Origin of the sequence: Paenibacillus sp. PvR133 (assembly GCF_017833155.1) — a bacterium.
GTDB classification, from domain to species: domain Bacteria; phylum Bacillota; class Bacilli; order Paenibacillales; family Paenibacillaceae; genus Paenibacillus; species Paenibacillus polymyxa_B.
The window spans coordinates 3888187-3906327 of sequence record NZ_JAFIBS010000001.1 but is presented as its reverse complement, the minus strand read 5'-3'; the positions used below and the strand labels follow the sequence as shown (position 1 = coordinate 3906327).

At 43.6% G+C, this 18141-nt stretch carries 18 protein-coding genes; 5 read left to right on the top strand and 13 right to left on the bottom strand.

What is annotated here, in order from left to right; all coding sequences use genetic code 11:
- Positions 1 to 187: 187 nt before the first annotated feature.
- The 7 genes from aguB to JOE49_RS17140 form a co-directional block, all read right to left on the bottom strand.
- Positions 188 to 1063, bottom strand: a complete 876-nt coding sequence (gene aguB, locus JOE49_RS17170) for an N-carbamoylputrescine amidase (RefSeq protein WP_209942078.1) — start codon at positions 1061 to 1063, stop codon at positions 188 to 190.
- 29 nt (positions 1064 to 1092) lie between these two features.
- On the bottom strand, positions 1093 to 2124 hold the full coding sequence (locus tag JOE49_RS17165) for an agmatine deiminase family protein (protein ID WP_209942076.1): 1032 nt from the start codon (positions 2122 to 2124) through the stop codon (positions 1093 to 1095).
- Between the two features lie 118 nt (positions 2125 to 2242).
- Positions 2243 to 2794, bottom strand: coding sequence for a phosphodiesterase (yfcE, locus tag JOE49_RS17160; protein ID WP_023988488.1), 552 nt, complete (start codon positions 2792 to 2794; stop codon positions 2243 to 2245).
- Between the two features lie 154 nt (positions 2795 to 2948).
- Positions 2949 to 3536 (bottom strand): sugar O-acetyltransferase, encoded by a 588-nt coding sequence (locus JOE49_RS17155; RefSeq protein WP_068938728.1) that lies wholly within the window; start codon positions 3534 to 3536, stop codon positions 2949 to 2951.
- 285 nt (positions 3537 to 3821) lie between these two features.
- Positions 3822 to 5237, bottom strand: coding sequence for a glycoside hydrolase family 1 protein (locus tag JOE49_RS17150; protein ID WP_071559638.1), 1416 nt, complete (start codon positions 5235 to 5237; stop codon positions 3822 to 3824).
- A gap of 210 nt (positions 5238 to 5447) precedes the next feature.
- The gene (locus JOE49_RS17145; RefSeq protein WP_013310225.1) at positions 5448 to 6056 is read right to left on the bottom strand and encodes a DUF1349 domain-containing protein; all 609 of its coding nucleotides are present in this window, start codon (positions 6054 to 6056) and stop codon (positions 5448 to 5450) included.
- 35 nt (positions 6057 to 6091) lie between these two features.
- Positions 6092 to 7000 (bottom strand): ROK family protein, encoded by a 909-nt coding sequence (locus JOE49_RS17140; RefSeq protein ID WP_081391285.1) that lies wholly within the window; start codon positions 6998 to 7000, stop codon positions 6092 to 6094.
- A 283-nt stretch (positions 7001 to 7283) separates the two neighbouring features.
- Between JOE49_RS17140 and JOE49_RS17135 the strand changes: the two genes are divergently transcribed.
- From JOE49_RS17135 to JOE49_RS17125, 3 genes are all read left to right on the top strand, one after another.
- On the top strand, positions 7284 to 7649 hold the full coding sequence (locus JOE49_RS17135) for a ribosomal protein L7/L12 (protein WP_068938727.1): 366 nt from the start codon (positions 7284 to 7286) through the stop codon (positions 7647 to 7649).
- Positions 7650 to 7666: 17 nt separating this feature from the next.
- On the top strand, positions 7667 to 8146 hold the full coding sequence (gene ybaK, locus JOE49_RS17130) for a Cys-tRNA(Pro) deacylase (protein ID WP_160789993.1): 480 nt from the start codon (positions 7667 to 7669) through the stop codon (positions 8144 to 8146).
- 88 nt (positions 8147 to 8234) lie between these two features.
- Positions 8235 to 9425: an oxalate decarboxylase family bicupin gene (locus tag JOE49_RS17125; RefSeq protein WP_202404205.1), complete on the top strand. Its 1191-nt coding sequence runs from the start codon at positions 8235 to 8237 to the stop codon at positions 9423 to 9425.
- A 29-nt stretch (positions 9426 to 9454) separates the two neighbouring features.
- On the opposite strand, the gene JOE49_RS17120 is transcribed toward JOE49_RS17125, so the two are convergent.
- Entirely contained in the window at positions 9455 to 9667 is a 213-nt protein-coding gene (locus JOE49_RS17120) for a hypothetical protein (RefSeq protein WP_245248390.1), read from the bottom strand.
- A 93-nt stretch (positions 9668 to 9760) separates the two neighbouring features.
- On the bottom strand, positions 9761 to 10480 hold the full coding sequence (locus tag JOE49_RS17115) for a YebC/PmpR family DNA-binding transcriptional regulator (protein WP_013310214.1): 720 nt from the start codon (positions 10478 to 10480) through the stop codon (positions 9761 to 9763).
- 218 nt (positions 10481 to 10698) lie between these two features.
- Between JOE49_RS17115 and JOE49_RS17110 the strand changes: the two genes are divergently transcribed.
- Positions 10699 to 11463 carry a spermidine synthase gene (locus JOE49_RS17110; RefSeq protein WP_028541373.1) on the top strand — a complete coding sequence of 255 codons (765 nt, stop codon included), beginning with the start codon at positions 10699 to 10701 and terminating at the stop codon, positions 11461 to 11463.
- On the opposite strand, the gene JOE49_RS17105 is transcribed toward JOE49_RS17110, so the two are convergent.
- From JOE49_RS17105 to JOE49_RS17090, 4 genes are all read right to left on the bottom strand, one after another.
- Positions 11460 to 13199, bottom strand: coding sequence for a proline--tRNA ligase (locus tag JOE49_RS17105; RefSeq protein ID WP_209942074.1), 1740 nt, complete (start codon positions 13197 to 13199; stop codon positions 11460 to 11462). The two genes, JOE49_RS17110 and JOE49_RS17105, sit on opposite strands and share 4 nt — an antisense overlap.
- A 321-nt stretch (positions 13200 to 13520) precedes the next feature.
- Positions 13521 to 14216 carry a P-loop NTPase family protein gene (locus JOE49_RS17100; protein ID WP_076160904.1) on the bottom strand — a complete coding sequence of 232 codons (696 nt, stop codon included), beginning with the start codon at positions 14214 to 14216 and terminating at the stop codon, positions 13521 to 13523.
- A gap of 97 nt (positions 14217 to 14313) precedes the next feature.
- Positions 14314 to 15357: a carbohydrate kinase family protein gene (locus JOE49_RS17095; RefSeq protein WP_023988477.1), complete on the bottom strand. Its 1044-nt coding sequence runs from the start codon at positions 15355 to 15357 to the stop codon at positions 14314 to 14316.
- A gap of 225 nt (positions 15358 to 15582) precedes the next feature.
- Positions 15583 to 16872 carry a glycoside hydrolase family 27 protein gene (locus JOE49_RS17090; protein ID WP_209942072.1) on the bottom strand — a complete coding sequence of 430 codons (1290 nt, stop codon included), beginning with the start codon at positions 16870 to 16872 and terminating at the stop codon, positions 15583 to 15585.
- Positions 16873 to 17082: 210 nt separating this feature from the next.
- Here JOE49_RS17090 and trhO point away from each other — a divergent pair, with 210 nt between their 5' ends.
- On the top strand, positions 17083 to 17976 hold the full coding sequence (trhO, locus tag JOE49_RS17085; RefSeq protein ID WP_023988475.1) for an oxygen-dependent tRNA uridine(34) hydroxylase TrhO: 894 nt from the start codon (positions 17083 to 17085) through the stop codon (positions 17974 to 17976).
- Positions 17977 to 18141: the final 165 nt, after the last annotated feature.

Here is an 18141-nt window from a genome sequence, read left to right as displayed (position 1 = left end):
AAAAAAAGAACAAACCTGTGAGGAATGTCCCTTTTGTGTGAAAAAATCATGCTTATATTCCGGACCACCTACCGATCCGTTCTTTTGAAACCGTTGGGTACACGCTCCAAAATCCCCTGTCCGAAAAGCCGGGTGAATCCAATGAAAGGAAACACCCCAGCTTGACGTCAAGGGAGACTTGTCTAGATTATACTTTTAAATCACCATCATAGGTGGCAATCATATTGTACAGTTCAGGACGACGGTCACGGAAAATGCCCCATTCAATCCGTCCTACTTCCAGCTCATCCAGGTCAAATTCAGCAGTAAGCACTTCCTCATCAGTACGACCCGCTTCTGCGATCTTGTTACCTTGATGCCCGGCAATAAAGGATGAACCGTAGAATGTAATACTGGAGTCCTCGTCTGTTTCAGTTCCGATCCGATTGGAAGCAATGACTGGGATCAGATTGGAAGCAGCATGACCCAGCATGCAAGTCTGCCAGTGATCTTTGGAATCAATGGCAGAATCCTGCGGTTCCGAGCCAATAGCTGTCGGATAGAACAAAAGTTCTGCGCCCATAAGCGCCATACAGCGGGCCGCCTCAGGGTACCATTGATCCCAGCACACGCCTACCCCAATTTTGGCATAACGTGTATTCCATACTTTAAAACCGGTATCGCCCGGATTAAAATAAAATTTTTCCTCATACCCAGGACCGTCTGGGATATGACTTTTGCGGTATTTACCCAACACTTCACCGTCTGCGTCAATGACAGCAAGACTGTTGTAGCGCGCGTAGTTTTTCTTTTCATAAAAACTGATGGGCAGTACAACCTGTAATTCTTTGGCGATCTTCTTAAAATGGTTAACCGCCTTGTTGTGCTCCAGCTCAGTTGCATATGAATAATAATCAGACTTTTCCTTCTGACAGAAATATGGAGTCTCGAACAACTCCTGCAGCAAAATAATTTGTGCGCCCTGCGCAGCCGCTTCACGTACTAGCTTCTCTGCTTTGCTTATATTTTCTTCGATATTGTTAGAGCAGCTCATTTGAGTCGCTGCCACTTTTACTTTTCTCACTTTAGTCCTCCTTTTAGATGTTGTATCGTTCAACGCTTTAAAGCAGGCATCTGCTGGGTCGTACAGTGTACGTTACCGCCTTCACGGATGACCGCCATACCGTCTACAGTCCGAATGGTGCGATCTGGAAATACATTTGCCAGCACTTGCTCAGCTGCAAGATCGCTCTCAGCGGCAGTGCCGCCAAACACTGGCAAAATGATACCGCCATTCACAAAGTAGAAGTTAATATAGCTCAGTGTCAATCGGCTGTCTTCATAATCCACACGCGGCGGCTGACCGATCCGAATCACTCCCAGCTTACGGCCTTGGGCATCCGTTGCTTGCTCCAGAATACGCAGATTTTCCTGCGTGATTTCGTAATTTTCATCCTCAGGATCATCACATACTTGCATAATGACCTTGCCAGGAGCTGCAAAGCAAGCAATATTGTCCACATGGCCGTCTGTTTCGTCGCCACTAAGACCACGTTTTAGCCAAATTATTTTCTCTACACCTGTATACTCACATACATACCGTTCAATTTCTTCTCTGCTTAATTCCGGATTTCGGTTGGAATTGAGCAAACACTCTTCGGTTGTAATCAGTGTGCCTTCGCCATCTACGTGCAGTGAGCCGCCTTCCATCACAAGCGGTGCATCAAACCGTGGAACTCCAAGTTTGTCTAGAATTTGCGGCGCAACCTGATCATCCAGGTCCCATGGAGCGTATTTACCACCCCAGGCGTTAAACTTCCAGTTTACACCTGCCAGCTGACCATGCTCGTCTGTGAGAAAAGTAGGGCCATTGTCACGCAGCCACGCATCGCTGTGTTCAATCGGCAGCAGTTCTACACGTTCCCCAAGTTCAAGCGCCTTAACGCTCTCCAGATCATCCGGATTTACGACCACAGTAACTGGTTCAAATTCCGCCATGGCGCGTACAATTCCGGCATAGCCCTTGCATACATCAGCATGCATATTCGGGTAAACCATTGAAGATTTTACAGGCCAAGAAATATACGTGCGTTCATGTGGCGCCCATTCAGGCGGCATCTTATAATGTGAATCCTTAATTTGCATGTATTGAAGCTCTCTTTCTTTTTCATAATGTAGACTCCGCTCCTATCATACAATAATATGATCTTTGTCTCAATCGAAGCGGAAAAGTTTTAATAATTTACAATCACATTTGGGTAAATTACTTTGAAAACGTGATTGCTTTCACCGTATTCCCATCAAAATCCTTCACAGTGAAATGTGCTCCCTCCAGCACACCGTAAGAGGATGGATAGTTATCTTTTGGCAGCGAGATCGAACCGGGGTTCAGTATAAAGACCCCATTTTCCACATCCGCTACCGGAATATGAGTATGTCCCTGGATGAACACATCTCCCGCTTCCAGTGGTGGTAAATTTCCGATACTAAAGCCATGTCCGTGCGTGACATAGATTCTCCGTCCTTCATGGTACAGCCAAGCATAATCACCCATCATAGGAAACTCAAGTAGCATCTGATCCACCTCTGCATCGCAATTCCCGCGCACAGAAACCGCAATGTGGGACTTGTACTTATTCAGCAGAGCGGCCACTTCTGCCGGATTATACCCTTCTGGTAACGGATTACGTGGTCCGTGGTACATATAATCTCCGAGCAAGACAAGACGATCGGCTTTCTCCTCCCTGAACTTTTCCAGTGCCAATTGCAACCAGTGCAGCGAGCCGTGAATATCTGAAATAAACATCAATTTCATGATTGTTCTTTCCTTTCTGAATAGGCTAAAAAACATTCCACTTAAGTACATTATTGCATTATTCCCTGAACAAATCTGTGCAAAAATTTTCTCTCGTTTGATAATACTCTTTTAAGAAAATAAACTACAGCTCCGAGTGAGCTGTAGTTTATTGTTAGTTCCTTTTATACTTGGTCTTATCATCTTCGGAGATTTTACGGATTACCGTGCAAGGGTTTCCAGCAGCAATCACACCAGAAGGGATATCTTTGGTAACAACACTTCCTGCACCGATAATGGAGTTATCGCCTATAGTAACACCAGGCAGAACGCTGACATTACCACCGATCCACACATTATTACCGACTGTAATTGGAAATGCAATCTCCAATCCCTCATTACGTTGTTCTACATCAAGAGCATGACCCGCAGTATAAAATCCGCAGTTAGGAGCAACAAACACATGATCACCAAAAACGATTTTTGCCCCATCAAGCAAAACTAGATTATGGTTACTATAGAAATTTTCACCAATTTCAATGTTATAGCCATAGTCACATACGAAAGGTTGCTCAATCAAGAATCTATCAGTTGTTTTCCCAAGTAAAGTTTTGATGAGTGTTTCTCGTTCTTCGATATTTCTAGGATGGAGCTGATTATATTCGTGGCAGAGAACTTTAGCGTGTAAACGTTCTTCAATTAACTCTTCATCATAATTAGCATTGTATAGGAGTCCTAGTTGTGATCTTTCTTTTTCTGTCATGTCCATCCTCGCTTTGCTTATTTACTTAGATATCACATAGTTATTATTGATGTTTTAATAAGTATTAATATAACTCAATGATTAATATTTGTCCAATCTATTTATCATCAATTACCAATAAATAACGCTTACGAATCATTCATGAAAGCTCTTTCGTCCTCAGCTTGTAACCCGGTTGCTAATACCCCTAAAAAATTAGCGACCGCTTCATAAAAGAGAAGAAGCGATCGCTATCTATAAGCCTTCATTTTAAATTTAATACTTAATCACTGGTTTATTTATAAATTAACGTTTCAAGCTTTCACCGTTCGTAGCAATAACTTCTTTGTACCAATGGAACGATTTCTTCGGATATCTTTCAAGTGTACCGCTGCCATCATCATGACGGTCTACGTAAATGTAGCCATAACGTTTTTTAAGCTGAGCGGTCGATGCGCTGACAAGGTCAATACATCCCCAAGACGTGTAGCCCAAAACCTCTACTCCGTCTTCAATAGCTTCTCCAACTTGAACCAAATGATCATTCAGGTAGTTGATCCGGTAGTCATCTTCAACCGTTTTCTCGCCTTTTTCATTCGTGATCAGTTCATCAACGGCGCCCAGGCCATTTTCAACGATGAACAGTGGTTTTTGGAAGCGATCATAGAACGTATTCAGGACATAACGCAGACCTTGCGGATCAATTTGCCAGCCCCACTCACTTGCCTCGAGATGCGGATTGCTGACACCACCAAGGATGTTACCTTTACCTTTGACTTTTTTAGCTTCGTCAGCTGTCTCACAAGTACTCATATAATAGCTGAACGAGATAAAATCAACGGTATGCTTCAAATCTTCGGCATCACCTGGTTCAAAGTGAATAGAAATTCCGTTTTCTTTAAAGAAACGTTTCATGTAACCTGGGTATTGACCTCTTGCGTGAATATCGGCAAATGCCATGTTTCTGTGATCAAATTCCATCGCAGCAATCACATCGTCCGGATTAGGTGTCAGCGGATAAGTAGGCATGCTCAGCACCATACAGCCAATTTTGAAATCAGGGTTGATCTGATGACCGATTTTTACTGCTCTTGCACTCGCTACAAGCTCATGGTGAATAGCTTGATAAAGATCTTGCTCACTAAGTTGATCTTTTGGTGTGCTAATTCCTCCACTCATGAATGGTGCTTCAAGAATGGAGTTGATTTCATTGAAAGTCAACCAGTATTTAACTTTATCTTTGTAGCGATTAAATACAGTTGTAGCATAGCGCTCATAAAAATCAACAAGCTTACGGTTTACCCAACCATCGTATTCTCTGGACAAATGTAAAGGTGTTTCATAGTGAGATAATGTAACGAGTGGCTCAATTCCATATTTGTGAAGTTCATCAAACAAATCATCATAAAATTGCAAGCCTTTTTCGTTAGGCTCCAGTTCGTCACCTTTAGGGAAAATACGTGACCATGCGATAGAAGTACGGAACACTTTGAAGCCCATTTCCGCAAAAAGTTTGATATCTTCTTTATAATGATGATAAAAATCAATACCGATCAACTTCATGTTATCTTCTGTTGGTACATCCGTAACGGGCCCCCAGCCACCACGAGGAGTTACATCCTGAATGGACCAGCCTTTTCCATCTTCTTGATAAGCGCCTTCGAGCTGATTAGCAGCAACTGCTCCGCCCCACAGGAAATCTTTTGGAAACTGTGTACTCATATTTTCTCCGCCTTTGCTGATGTTTTTCATTAACTAGATAGAAATACGTTACCTCTATGCTAATGTGTTATAAAGTACTTCTAACTGAATCTTAAGGTTTGTAACGCGTTTCATGTCAAGTATTATTTTAAAAACTTCCAGAGCTTATAATTGTATTATCTCCAATAATTACCCCCATATTTATAACTCTTCTATTATTGAGTAAAATGGCTATTCTTCAAATGGCGGATCTACATGAATGTCTCTATCTGGTTCAGTGCTTACCCAGCGAGTAAAGATAACCTGAAAACCGGCTCGAGTCGGCGCGCAGGCAAAAGGACCCGCCTGTTGTCCCGTTTCATAAGGAAAACGTGCTACACGTACGGTGCGCCAGCTTTGATTTTCGGTTCGGGCTCTAATGATAACTGCATCCTGTAGCTGTGAAGCACGAATCGTCACATTTTTCCCTACCCAATCAGGTACAGGAGCTAATGACCAATCGGAATAGCCATCCGTGACTACGACTGCCAGTTGAGGAATTCCATCATTTAATTCGATTCCGGCTTTAATCCACTTTTGCTGTCCTTGATACAGCATTATACCGGCCTGATCGTAGAGCTCCGTAAATGAGCCTAATTGAAACGTGACTTCGATGGCAGAGCCTTCTTCCCAGTCTGTAAGCAGGGAATGTCCGCTACTGCGTTCAAATCCATACAAAGTTTTTTCCCAGTAGTCGCTTCCTTCTCTGGTTTCAACTTTAAGGAACTGATCTTCTTCTATGGATGATACAGGGTGATTAGTCCATGTCCCTGTAGTCCATGCAATCGATTTTTGAGTCATTAATCTCATCCTCTCATGCTTTATTGAACGATGTCCTATTTCCTTTTCTCCACCAATTGCAAATTGTACGTCAGACTTTCAAGGGTCACCGAAATCAACCCACGCATGTATTCATCATGTGTATCGTTTTTCACAAAAATCTCGGGCATATGTTCTTTGGGTACATCTTTTAGACAGCCGTTATAAATATCGTCCAACAGAGTCGGCTTGGATAACTCTCCAGTCAAAGCGATAGATACAGGATCTATAATCGCAATAATGGAAGTTATCGTTTTGATCGCTAAAGGAACAAATCCCTCTGTGCTATTTAACTGTTTAAGCTGTTCCTCTCTTGTTAAATCAAAGGGTAAGAAGGAAACCTCCCCAGCAAATTTGGTATTTCCTTTTAACAAATGTCCATCGACAATAAAACCCGCGCCGGGGAAATTGTCTTTGGGAAACGTAACAATAGCAAAGGTTTTATCCTCATCATAATTCTGCATGTTATAAAATCCGTAGACTGTCAAATGCATATCATTTTCAATGGTAACTTCTAATCCGTATTTATCTTGAAGCAGTGGACCTACAGGGACTCCTATGAGCAGGTCGAGATCACAAACATCGATAATCCCTTGATGAACAACCCCGGGGATGCCAATCCCAATGGCTTTGACGTTTCCATAGTTATTAATCAGCTCTCCAATTTGGGTTTCTATGACTTCATAATCAATATGAGGCACATTGGAAGTATTCTCGATGATGATATCACCAAGCAAATTGGCAACAGCATAAGTAAGAGAATGTATACCGCCTTCCGTTTTCACATTTAAACAGATAATATAAGAATAGTCAGCGTTATATTTGTAACGTCTAGCCGGACGTCCGCCATTCGACTCTTCCAATTCCGTCTCTAATACCTCCCCGGTTTGAAGAAGCTCATTCAGAATATTTCCGCAAGTTGCCACACTAAGACCTGTGATACTGGCTATGGATGACTTGGTTGCATATTCCTTGGATTTCAGTGTGTTTTTAACTAACTCTACATTAATTTGTTTAACCCGAATGGTATTATTGGAGACTGGTTGTATTTGAATACACTCCTTTTCCAGTATTTATTAAAAGGTTTATAATAAGTTGTAATATAACGCTCTGCCTGCAAAAAGTCAATTTGTACACATTTTCCTCTTCTCTTCGATCATCATGCTATACTAGAAATAAGAATCAAATTTTTAGTGCGGCATCTTTGCGATGAAACTAAGTGAAATTGGGGGGATTCTGTTGTCAGCTATTGAGTATATAGCAATAATCGCGTTGCTCCTCTCCGTCATACTTTTAATTAAGGTCTACAGCCTTCAATCTCGGCTTAATGACTTGAAATCCGACGTGGAGCGTCTTGAAAATCGTTCAGGAATACAAGGCGCATCGCTGTCAGGTACCATCGCTGCCACTCCTCCACATATTCTAGATGCAGGAGCTTCAGAAGATATCAATGAAAGGTTGCTCCTGCTAATTAGGGAAGGTAAAAAGATTCAAGCCATAAAAGAGCTGAGAACCGCTAAGGATCTTTCCCTTAAGGATGCAAAGGATTATGTGGATCACTTGGAAAAACTCTAAAGAAAGGAAGAAATAAGATGAGTGCCAGCAAAACAAACGCCATGCGCATATTGGACGGGCAACATATACAATACAATATTTTGAGTTATGATCATCAAGACGGAAAAATAGACGGGATGAATGTGGCTGAGAAAATCGAGAGAGCCCCGGAAATGGTTTTCAAAACTTTGGTTGCACATGGCAAACAAAATCTGTTTGTTTTTGTAATTCCTGTACATAAAGAGCTTGATCTCAAAAAAGCAGCCAAATCCGCGGGAGAGAAAAAAATTGAAATGCTTCCAGTTAAGGATTTGCAAAAGTATACGGGATATATTCGCGGTGGCTGTTCCCCCATAGGAATGAAAAAGCTCTATCCTACTTTTATCGACCAGCCTGCATTGGAACTGGAAGCCATCGTTGTGAGCGGTGGGAAAATTGGGACCCAACTGGAGTTGAATCCACACGATTTAGCTCAAATCATTCAGGCACAGTTTACAGATCTGACGCATTCAGCATAAAACTTACCACATGATCATAAAATCTTTATGCGTATTTTCTCTTATCCCATACTTCATCAAGCTTCAACCTGGAGAGGAAGAACTAATGATGCATAATGATTGCCCGAAAAATGCAAGAATCCCCCAACCCATCAGAAGTGATGGTGCTGGGGGTATCGACAAGGGTCCACGTGATGTGATGAGGGATCTACAGAATCCTGATATGCTGGTTCCCCCCGTAACGGACAATGGTCTCATTCCGAATATGAGATTTTCTTTTTCTGATGCTCATATGCAGCTTAATCATGGTGGGTGGTCAAGAGAAGTAACAGTAAGGGAATTACCTATTGCTACAACCCTTGCCGGGGTGAATATGAGTTTAACACCGGGTGGTGTACGTGAGCTTCACTGGCATCAGCAGGCGGAATGGTCATATATGCTGTTGGGAAGTGCTCGCATTACGGCAGTTGACCAAAATGGACGTAATTTTATTGCTGATGTGGGTCCCGGGGATCTCTGGTATTTTCCTCCTGGCATTCCGCACTCTATACAGGGGCTTGAGGATGGGTGCGAATTTTTGCTGGTTTTTGATGATGGCAGTTTCTCCGATCTGAACACCCTATCCATCTCGGATTGGTTCGCACATACTCCCAAAGACGTACTTTCTGCAAATTTTGGTGTACCAGAAGCTGATTTTGCAGCGATTCCTCAAGATCAAGTATACATCTATCAGGATTCCGTTCCCGGTTCAATCCAAAGCCAAGCTGTTCCCTCTCCTTACGGGACATTGCCCCACTCCTTCAAGCATGAATTACTAGCCCAGCCCCCAATCAAAACGCCGGGCGGAAGCGTACGAATCGTTGACTCCTCCAATTTTCCGATTTCCAAAACCATTGCAGCCGCCCTTGTTGAGATTGAGCCCGGAGCCATGCGAGAAATGCACTGGCACCCCAATAATGACGAATGGCAATACTATCTTACAGGGCAAGGACGGATGACTGTCTTTGGTGGTAATGGCGCGGCCCGCACATTTGATTTTAGAGCCGGAGATGTCGGATATGTGCCTTTTGCTTATGGTCATTATATTCAAAATACTGGCTCTAGCTCACTATGGTTTCTTGAAATGTTTAAGAGTGACCGTTTTGCGGATGTTTCACTAAATCAATGGATGGCTCTTACCCCCACAGAACTGATTCAGAGTAATTTACATGTAGGTACTGATGTGATCTCTAATTTACGAAAGGTAAAATGGCCCGTCGTCAAATATCCTGGTTATTCTTATGACCCTAAAAAGAAATAACCGGGAACGGTATCACGCTCGCCACTAGATCAGTGAACCTTCTTTTTGAATATGACGGGTTGATTCAATTGCCCCCCTTCATTATTACTTCCATTTTCACGTATCCTTCTATCCAATCCCGCCAACATATCTGCATACTCTTCAGGCATTCCAGCGTGAACCATTCCCACTTCCAACTCTTCATCAGACAACGAGATATGCTGAATCGGTTGGCCTGTTACTTTCCCGATAATCTCAGCCACTCCGCCAAAGATTAGCGACTGAGGTCCGGCGATGACTATACAAAAAAAACACCGTATCGGAATACGGTGTTTTTATAAACTAATTAACAAAGACTATTCCTCAGAGTCTACATTGTGGTAAACCTGCTGAACATCCTCCAAATCTTCTAATGCATCAATCAATTTATCGAATTGAACCTGTGCATCTTCTGGAAGAGAAATATCATTTTGGGCAAGCATAGTGAGCTCCGCAACGGTAAACTCAGTCACTCCTGCTTGTTTGAAAGCTTCCTGCACAGCATGGAATTGATCGGGCTCTGCATAGACGATGACGGCTTCATCTTCTTCAATGATGTCACGTACCTCTACATCTGCCTCCATCAGCAGCTCCAGCACTTCATCTGCGGTTTTACCCACCAGACCAATAACTGCTGTTGAATCAAACATGTAGGCTACAGATCCGCTCACGCCTAAGCTACCGCCATTTTTAGTAAAAGCAGAACGCACATCTGATGCTGTACGGTTAACGTTATTGGTCAGTGCATCTACAATGACCATGGAACCGTTCGGTCCAAAACCTTCATAACGAAGCTCTACGTAGTTTTCATCGCCAGCACCTTTTGCTTTTTCAATAGCACGGTCAATGATCGCTTTGGGTACATTGTACGTTTTTGCACGTTCTAAAACGACTCTTAATACCCGATTGGATTCAGGATCAGGTTCGCCCTGTTTGGCTGCCACATAAATTTCCACGCCAAATTTAGCATATATACGACTCGTATTAGCATCCTTGGATGCCTTCTTTTCTTTAATGTTATTCCACTTACGTCCCATAATATCCCGCTCTCTTCCTGTATGAATATACACAACGAACTTCATTATATCCTTGTATATTATATCTCCTAAAGGACATACGAACAAGTTCAAACAACTCCGTTATGGAAAAATAAACAATTCTACCTAATTAGGGATGCTTGGAAATGTGAACTTTCAATTCTCCTCATCTATGGACAATCCCCCTATCAATCTCTAAGATGAGGAGGAAGTCTGACTTGAAGGAGATCATTCACTTGGATGTCTTGTACAAAAAGTTGAGCCATAATCATGAAATCACAGTATACGAAACCACTGAGCTGTATGGTGAAAAGGGATTATTTCGAGTAATGCAGTTTTCAAATACAGCCGTCCAAGGCGCGGTGGACTTGAATCATCCGCAACGCATTGTGTTCGAATATCCGAGAGCAATCATCCATCTCATGGAGCTGAACGATCCGTCATTTGAAGATGTATTTGTTATTGGGCACGGTATAGGTACAATAGCGGGTCATTTTACAGATAAACGCTTTAAGATTGCCGAGCTGGATGCACAAGTCGTAGAGTTCAGCCGAACATTCTTTGGATACGATCAGGATAATGTGACTGTTGGCGATGGACGACGCATTCTGGAGAAGGAAGCGCCGGATGCTTATGACTATATTATTTTGGACGCCTTCACGGAGCAGGGTACACCCTTGCATTTAATATCCTGGGAATTTTTCAAGATGACCAAAGAAAAGCTGGATTCCGAAGGCTCCCTGATCATGAATTTAATGGGCAAAAGTGAACACGACCACCTGATCAATGCCATTCACACAACGTTGCGTGAAGAATTCGCCTATGTCACAACTTTCTCGCTCCCCTCGGAAGGCGCTGCCGACATTCAAAATATCATTATGATTGGTCGGGACAAGCCCATCCGGTTTCAGGCACGTCAGATGGCGGACTTTCATGAGATTACACTTGGAGAAGGTCATATTCTACGGGATACAGATGCTTAGTGTAGTTCCAATATTCGTCTCTCTACATCTTCGATATGAATCGTCTCTTTGTTGCAGCTTTTTCGTTCCATTAACTCTACTTTCCCGTGTTCGGCATCTTTACCAACGACGATGCGCACGGGAATACCTACTAAATCGGAGTCTTTGAATTTAACCCCGGGCCGTTCCTCCCGATCATCCAGCAGCACCTCCACACCACGATCCTGCAGCTGGTTATATAATTTCTCGGCTATTTGCATCTGAAGCGTGTCTTTCACAGAAATCGGAATAATTTGAACTTGAAATGGGGCCAGCGCATAAGGCCATATCATTCCGTTCTGATCGTGATTTTGCTCTACAATGGCGGAAAGGATCCGGGATACGCCAATGCCATAGCAGCCCATAATCATCGCTTGCTCAGTTCCGGAAGCATCCAGAAAAGTCGCACCCAGCTTCTCACTATATTTGGTGCCTAGTTTAAATACGTGTCCGATCTCAATCCCACGATGAGGTTTCAATTCCCCTTCGTCACATCGAGGACATCTATCCCCTTCTATGACATTCCGCAAGTCAGCCACATGCCGAAGATCTATATCGCGCCTTGGATTCACATGTCGATAATGATAATCCAGCTCGTTGGCGCCTGCGATACCGCTGGACATTTGGACAACGGCGTAATCTACCCACACAGGGATCGTCAATCCGCATGGGCCTATGAACCCCGAGGGGGTTCCAGTCGCCTTTGATACGGTGTCTGCACTTGCTATTTCGAATTTTTCACTACCTAAAATATGTTTAACTTTCACTTCGTTGACCTCATGATCACCCCTGACAACTATAGCAACAGGTTGATCGTCAGCCATATAAATCAGTGTTTTGATGATTTCTTCAGGTTCTATGTGAAGCGATTCAACCAGTTGATCTATTGTGCGCAGACCTGGAGTATGGAATTTTTCCATTTTAGCTGTACCGAAAGAAGGATGGCTGACATGTTCATTTTCATCTGAGACTGGGGCTATTTCTATTTCCCCCGTCGACCGCGCCACGGCTTTTTCAAGATTAGCTGCATATTCACAGCAGGTACATGCTACAATTGTGTCCTCTCCAATATCAGCTAGAGCCATAAATTCATGGGTTTCACCTTCGCCACCAATGGCACCCGCATCTGCTTCTACAGCACGAAAATTTAGACCACAGCGGGTGAAAATACGATGATATGCCTGGAACATGATCCAATAGGTATGATCTAGTCCTTCCCAATGTGCATCAAACGAATAGGCATCCTTCATTAAGAATTCTCTGCTGCGAAGCAGGCCAAATCGAGGACGTCGTTCATCCCGAAATTTGGTTTGAATTTGATACAGGGTTACAGGCAATTTGCGATAAGAATTCACTTCATTTCGTATTAAAGACGTAATGACCTCTTCATGTGTAGGCCCCAAAGCAAACTCACGATCATGCCGATCTTGCAAACGCATCAGCTCAGGACCGTAAACATCGTATCTCCCTGATTCTTGCCACAGCTCCGTTGGCTGCAATACAGGCATCAGCAGTTCCCCAGCCCCTACGCGATCCATTTCATCCCGTACGACTTGCTCTACTTTTCTGAGCACCCGTCTGCCCAGTGGCATGTAGGTGTACATTCCAGCCGCCAGTTGGCGGATAAATCCTCCCCGCAGCATAAGCTGATGACTGATCACTTCGGCCTCTGCGGGTGCTTCACGCAAGGTTGTCAGTAATAATTGGCTTTGGCGCATGTGTAGCTACCTCCTTGTATGGACGATAAAATGTACGCAAAAAGACACATCCGTCAGGGACGAATGTGTCGTGGTACCACCCTTAATTTGACCGTAACCATACACGGAACGGTCCTTCATCAGATAACGGCGTCTAGCCGGTAACGGTTTATCTTACAAACCGCTACAGCTCGCAAGGCAGGGAAACGTTCATTCGCGGCGAGAAACCTTTCAGCCCATGAGTTTCTTCTCTGTACAGCGGGTATTGAACCTTTGATCCTTGGTCTACACTATTCCTATATATTACAATTTTCACCACTTTACACGAAACGTAAGTTCTAGTCAAGGAGATGATCGTCTATCTGGAGCTGTCCAGGGACATGAACGATATTTAGATTTCAAGATAATCAAATTCCGTTGGTTACCATATTGCATAATGAGCGGCCAGATTTTAGGACGAATACGCCTGCGAAAACCCAGAACAAAACGGACAAAGCGAGGCGAAATATCCCAAATACGAACTGCTTCCTCCTTCACTCCTTTAGGTAGCTCCTTGGAAAACAGAAAACGGTTGAGCGAACGTGTGATAACGCCTGTTATTGCTTCAAGCGTACTAACATCCATTACAATGATCGTATCGGCGCGCTGGAGTCGCTCGGTAAAATAACGCTCATGATAATTCCCTTCGATGATCCACTCTTCCCTTTGGAGCACTTCACCCAGCTGTTTGAGAAATTGTTTGTCAGTGCTCCGCTTCCACTCCGGGCCCCAATACAAATCATCCAAAGAGATATACGGCAATTGAGTCCACATGGAAAGACGTTTGGCCAAAAAAGTCTTACCGCTTCCCGGCGAGCCGATCACGATAATACGTTTAGCGTGCTGCACAGCACGAAACTCGTTATCCTGTCCTGCATGTAAGGGCCGCATGGAATAGATCAATCGATAGAGTAAACCTACTACCAAAGAACCTCCCTTTAAAAGCAAATAAAGGAGGCACAGTGGCAGAAAAACAATTACGTATTTCACACTGTCCATCAGACAACATGCTCCTTTTACAAATTCAATAATTGAGGCCATTACGTACGTGAAGCTCCAAATACGCGTTGTTGTAGGGTAGAGTTCTCTTGATTACTTATGTATCTTTCTTTTTAAAATACACGCCCTTGAAAAACACAAAATTTTGCGAATGTGTGCCATACAGCTCCTGAAACCTAGAATGGAGTTTATTCATAGAAAGGGTCTCTGAAACCGTCCGATCCGTTTGCAGGGTCAAGTCGACACAGCTAATTCCAAATTGGCACACTTGCTCCATAGGATAACCTTGGGTAATACCATAAATCATCCCGGCAATAAAAGCATCATCTGCGCCTGTGACATCAATGACCTCTTGAACAGGATGCATAGGAATTTGTCCATGAGTTCCATCCTGAGAGGCGTACAAAACACGATCAGCACCGCAGATAAAAATGACATTTTGAACCCCAAGTTTGTGAAAAATCCGGGTGGCATCCAACATATGCTGATCATCTGTAAGTTCTAGCCCCAAATAGGCTTCAGCCTCCACCGGTTTACATACCAGCCATTCCACCCCATGCAAATTTCGGGGAAGCTTTCTCATCTTGGAGGCTGATACCGAAGAAACGACAATCGGAACCCGATGCTCATGGCAGACATGTATGGTGGCCGCAATTACGTTCATAGAGAAATTAGTGTCCAGCAGAACCAGTCGGGACGAGGCGATTAAAGGAGCATTTTCAAAAATTACTGAAGGACGAATCTGATCATAAATCTCCATTTCTGCTGTCGCTACAATCAGTTCACCACGCTCGTTCAGCAAGGCAGTATAAACCCCAGTTGACGGTTCACCTTTGACTTGTAGAGGAACCACGTGCATGTAACGGCTGGATTGTTCGATAATAAATTCACCTTCCGCATCGTCCCCAACCGCAGTTAGCAGGCTGACCCGCTGACTCAACCTCCCTAAATTTTCGGCTACATTTCGTGCTACCCCACCGCAAGATTGCAGCCTTGTACTGCTCGGATTGGAGGTATGAAGCTGAAATGTACCTTTAATCATGATTTTACGATCCAGATTGGCCCCCCCGATACATAATATTGGTTTGCTAGAGGGCCAAGGCTCGTCCTGTTCATTTTTGTGGATTTTTTTTAATTTCATCATTTGACTCCTTTCTCGAGTCTATTCGTTAGAATGATTTAAATTTGTACAGAAATAGGCACTATATAAAATTAACACGTTCCAAATGTCATATTCCCAAGAATAATGTCGAGTTCGTTAAAATATCCTAAAGTTACACATGCAAAAAAACACCCTATCGTAAAGATGCCTTCCACTTTTACGATAAGGTGCTTGGGTTGGAACTGCGCATAGTTCTTCCTTACATTATTTCAAAATAAATAGCGCTGCTCCGTGAGGAGGTAAATCTGCGGACAGTTCTTGTGCTAAAACACCTAAATCTACATGGTTCCATAAATCTCTGGCATTTGGATGCCCTTCAATACCAAGGTCTTTTAAGGATACACGCACCTTTGAAGCTTCATCTCCAGCATTAAACAAAGCTACATATACATGACCTTCCTCGTTATGTGAAGTCCAAACGATATGTTCATCCTTTCTATACACCTGCCGCGCATTCAAACCGTTGTGATGAGCATTTAACACTTCTTCATTAGTTAGCAAGGAAAGGGTCCATGCATCATTATCCCGCAGTTCCCCCCCGAACATCAGTGGAGATCGGAAAATGCTCCACAAGGTCATCATCGTTAGCTGCTCATCCTTCGTAAAGCGTGTCCATCGGTCATGGCTGCCGGAATCTACCGAATCTACCGAACGAATACCCAGATGACCCAGTGGTAGCATGTCGCAATCCGGCCAGTGACCTGGACCTACATGTTCCGCCCATTTTTCGCAGCGCTCAAACATACCATACAGTAAAGGCCATACATCCCAGAAGTCATCCGTCATACGCCACATATTCGCGTTTGCGATTAAATCGGATGCCTGCTCCAGCGGTGCCGGACCAGGCGATAGACTCAACACCATCGGACGTCCGCATTGGGCGATAGCTCGCCTAATCAATTCAATTTCCGCCAAATGAATACCATAGAGACGTGATGCAGCAATGTCATCTACTTTGACAAAATCCACACCCCATTCCGCATACAGGTCAAACAATGAATTATAGTATTCCTGTGCGCCCTCCTTGGATGCATCTACCCCATACATATCTGTGTTCCAAGGACAAATAGAGTTGGGGTGCGCAATTTGTCTCGCCGTGGCTGTAGTTCCCAAAATCGGGGTATCCTGGTGCACCGCCTGACGGGAGATGCCTCTCATAATATGTATACCAAATTTCAATCCCAGTCCGTGTACATATTCCGCAAGAGCTTGGAAGCCTCGTCCATCTGCTGCCGAAGGAAAACGATTCACCGCTGGAATAAGACGTGAAAATGAATCCATTTCCAATGGGACAAACGGGCGATACTGTGAAGATACTGCTCCTGACTCATACCACTGAATATCTACAACGACATATTCCCAACCATATTCCTTCAGGTGCTCCGCCATATATTGAGCATTTCCCCGTACTTCCTCTTCCCGTACTGCTGCACCGTAGCAATCCCAGCTATTCCACCCCATAGGTGGTGTATGCGCTGTCAAATGATGTTTCATTTCATTCATCCTCTCATCTAGAAGAACTCATCCTGCTACTAAAAATCTCCTCATCACTACGTTACTATTATAATGTAAACCCTTACTTTTGTCGCTCGTCATCTTTTCCATTTCCACTTTTTATACATTTAAGTTGACTAACTTAAAGAATGTGGTACATTTAAAATTGCTTGTTAAAAAACTTTGACTTGAATCAGAGGGTGATTTTACGTGTGTGAACATGCTTATCGAATTTTGTTGTTTTACAAATATGTCAACATTGAAGATCCTGCCACCTTTACGGCAGAGCATCTGGCTTACTGCAAGGAGCTGGGCGTCAAGGGAAGAATCTTGATTGCTGCGGAAGGAATCAACGGAACACTGTCTGGTACAGTAGAGCAAACGGAGCAATATATGCGTGATTTGCGCGCCAATCCGAAATTCCACGATATCGTTATTAAAATAGATGAGTCTGACGGTCATGCGTTCAAGAAAATATTTGTACGCCATCGTCAGGAGCTTGTTACGCTGCGTCATGAAGATGAGCTGGACCCTAATGAAATTAGCGGTAAGCGTCTGTCACCAAAGGAGTTTTATGAACAGCTTCAAGATGAAGATGTAGTTGTTCTGGACGGACGTAATGACTATGAATATGACATCGGTCATTTCCGCGGGGCTATTCGCCCCGAAGTCGAATCGTTCCGTGAATTTCCACAATGGATTCGCGACAATATGACTCAGTTCAAGGACAAGAAAATCCTGACGTACTGCACCGGAGGTATCCGTTGCGAAAAGTTGTCCGGTCTTTTGATCAAAGAAGGATTTAACGATGTAGGCCAGTTGGATGGCGGCATTGTGACTTACAGTAAGGACCCGGAAGTACAAGGACGTTTGTTTGACGGTAAATGCTACGTATTTGACGAACGAATCTCGATTCCGATCAATCATACGGATGAGGACGTCATTGTCGGCAAGTGCTTCCATTGTGAAACGCCGAGCGATCATTATATCAATTGCCCGGTGTGCAATCTCCAGCATATCGTATGTCCGGATTGCGAAGAACAGCATCAGCACTATTGCTCTGACGATTGCCGAATCAAAGCGGAAACCGTGGCTACTGCATAAATCGGCAGTATCATTGGTTCATTATAATAAAAGGGATGCCCACAGCCATGATAAACGGCTAATAGGGCATCCCTTTTATTGTTTTACAATAAGTGTCGAAGGCTTCATAGTATATACCTATGACCTTGATTGTGTTTTCATCTTGGACGGGCTCGAAAGTAGCGC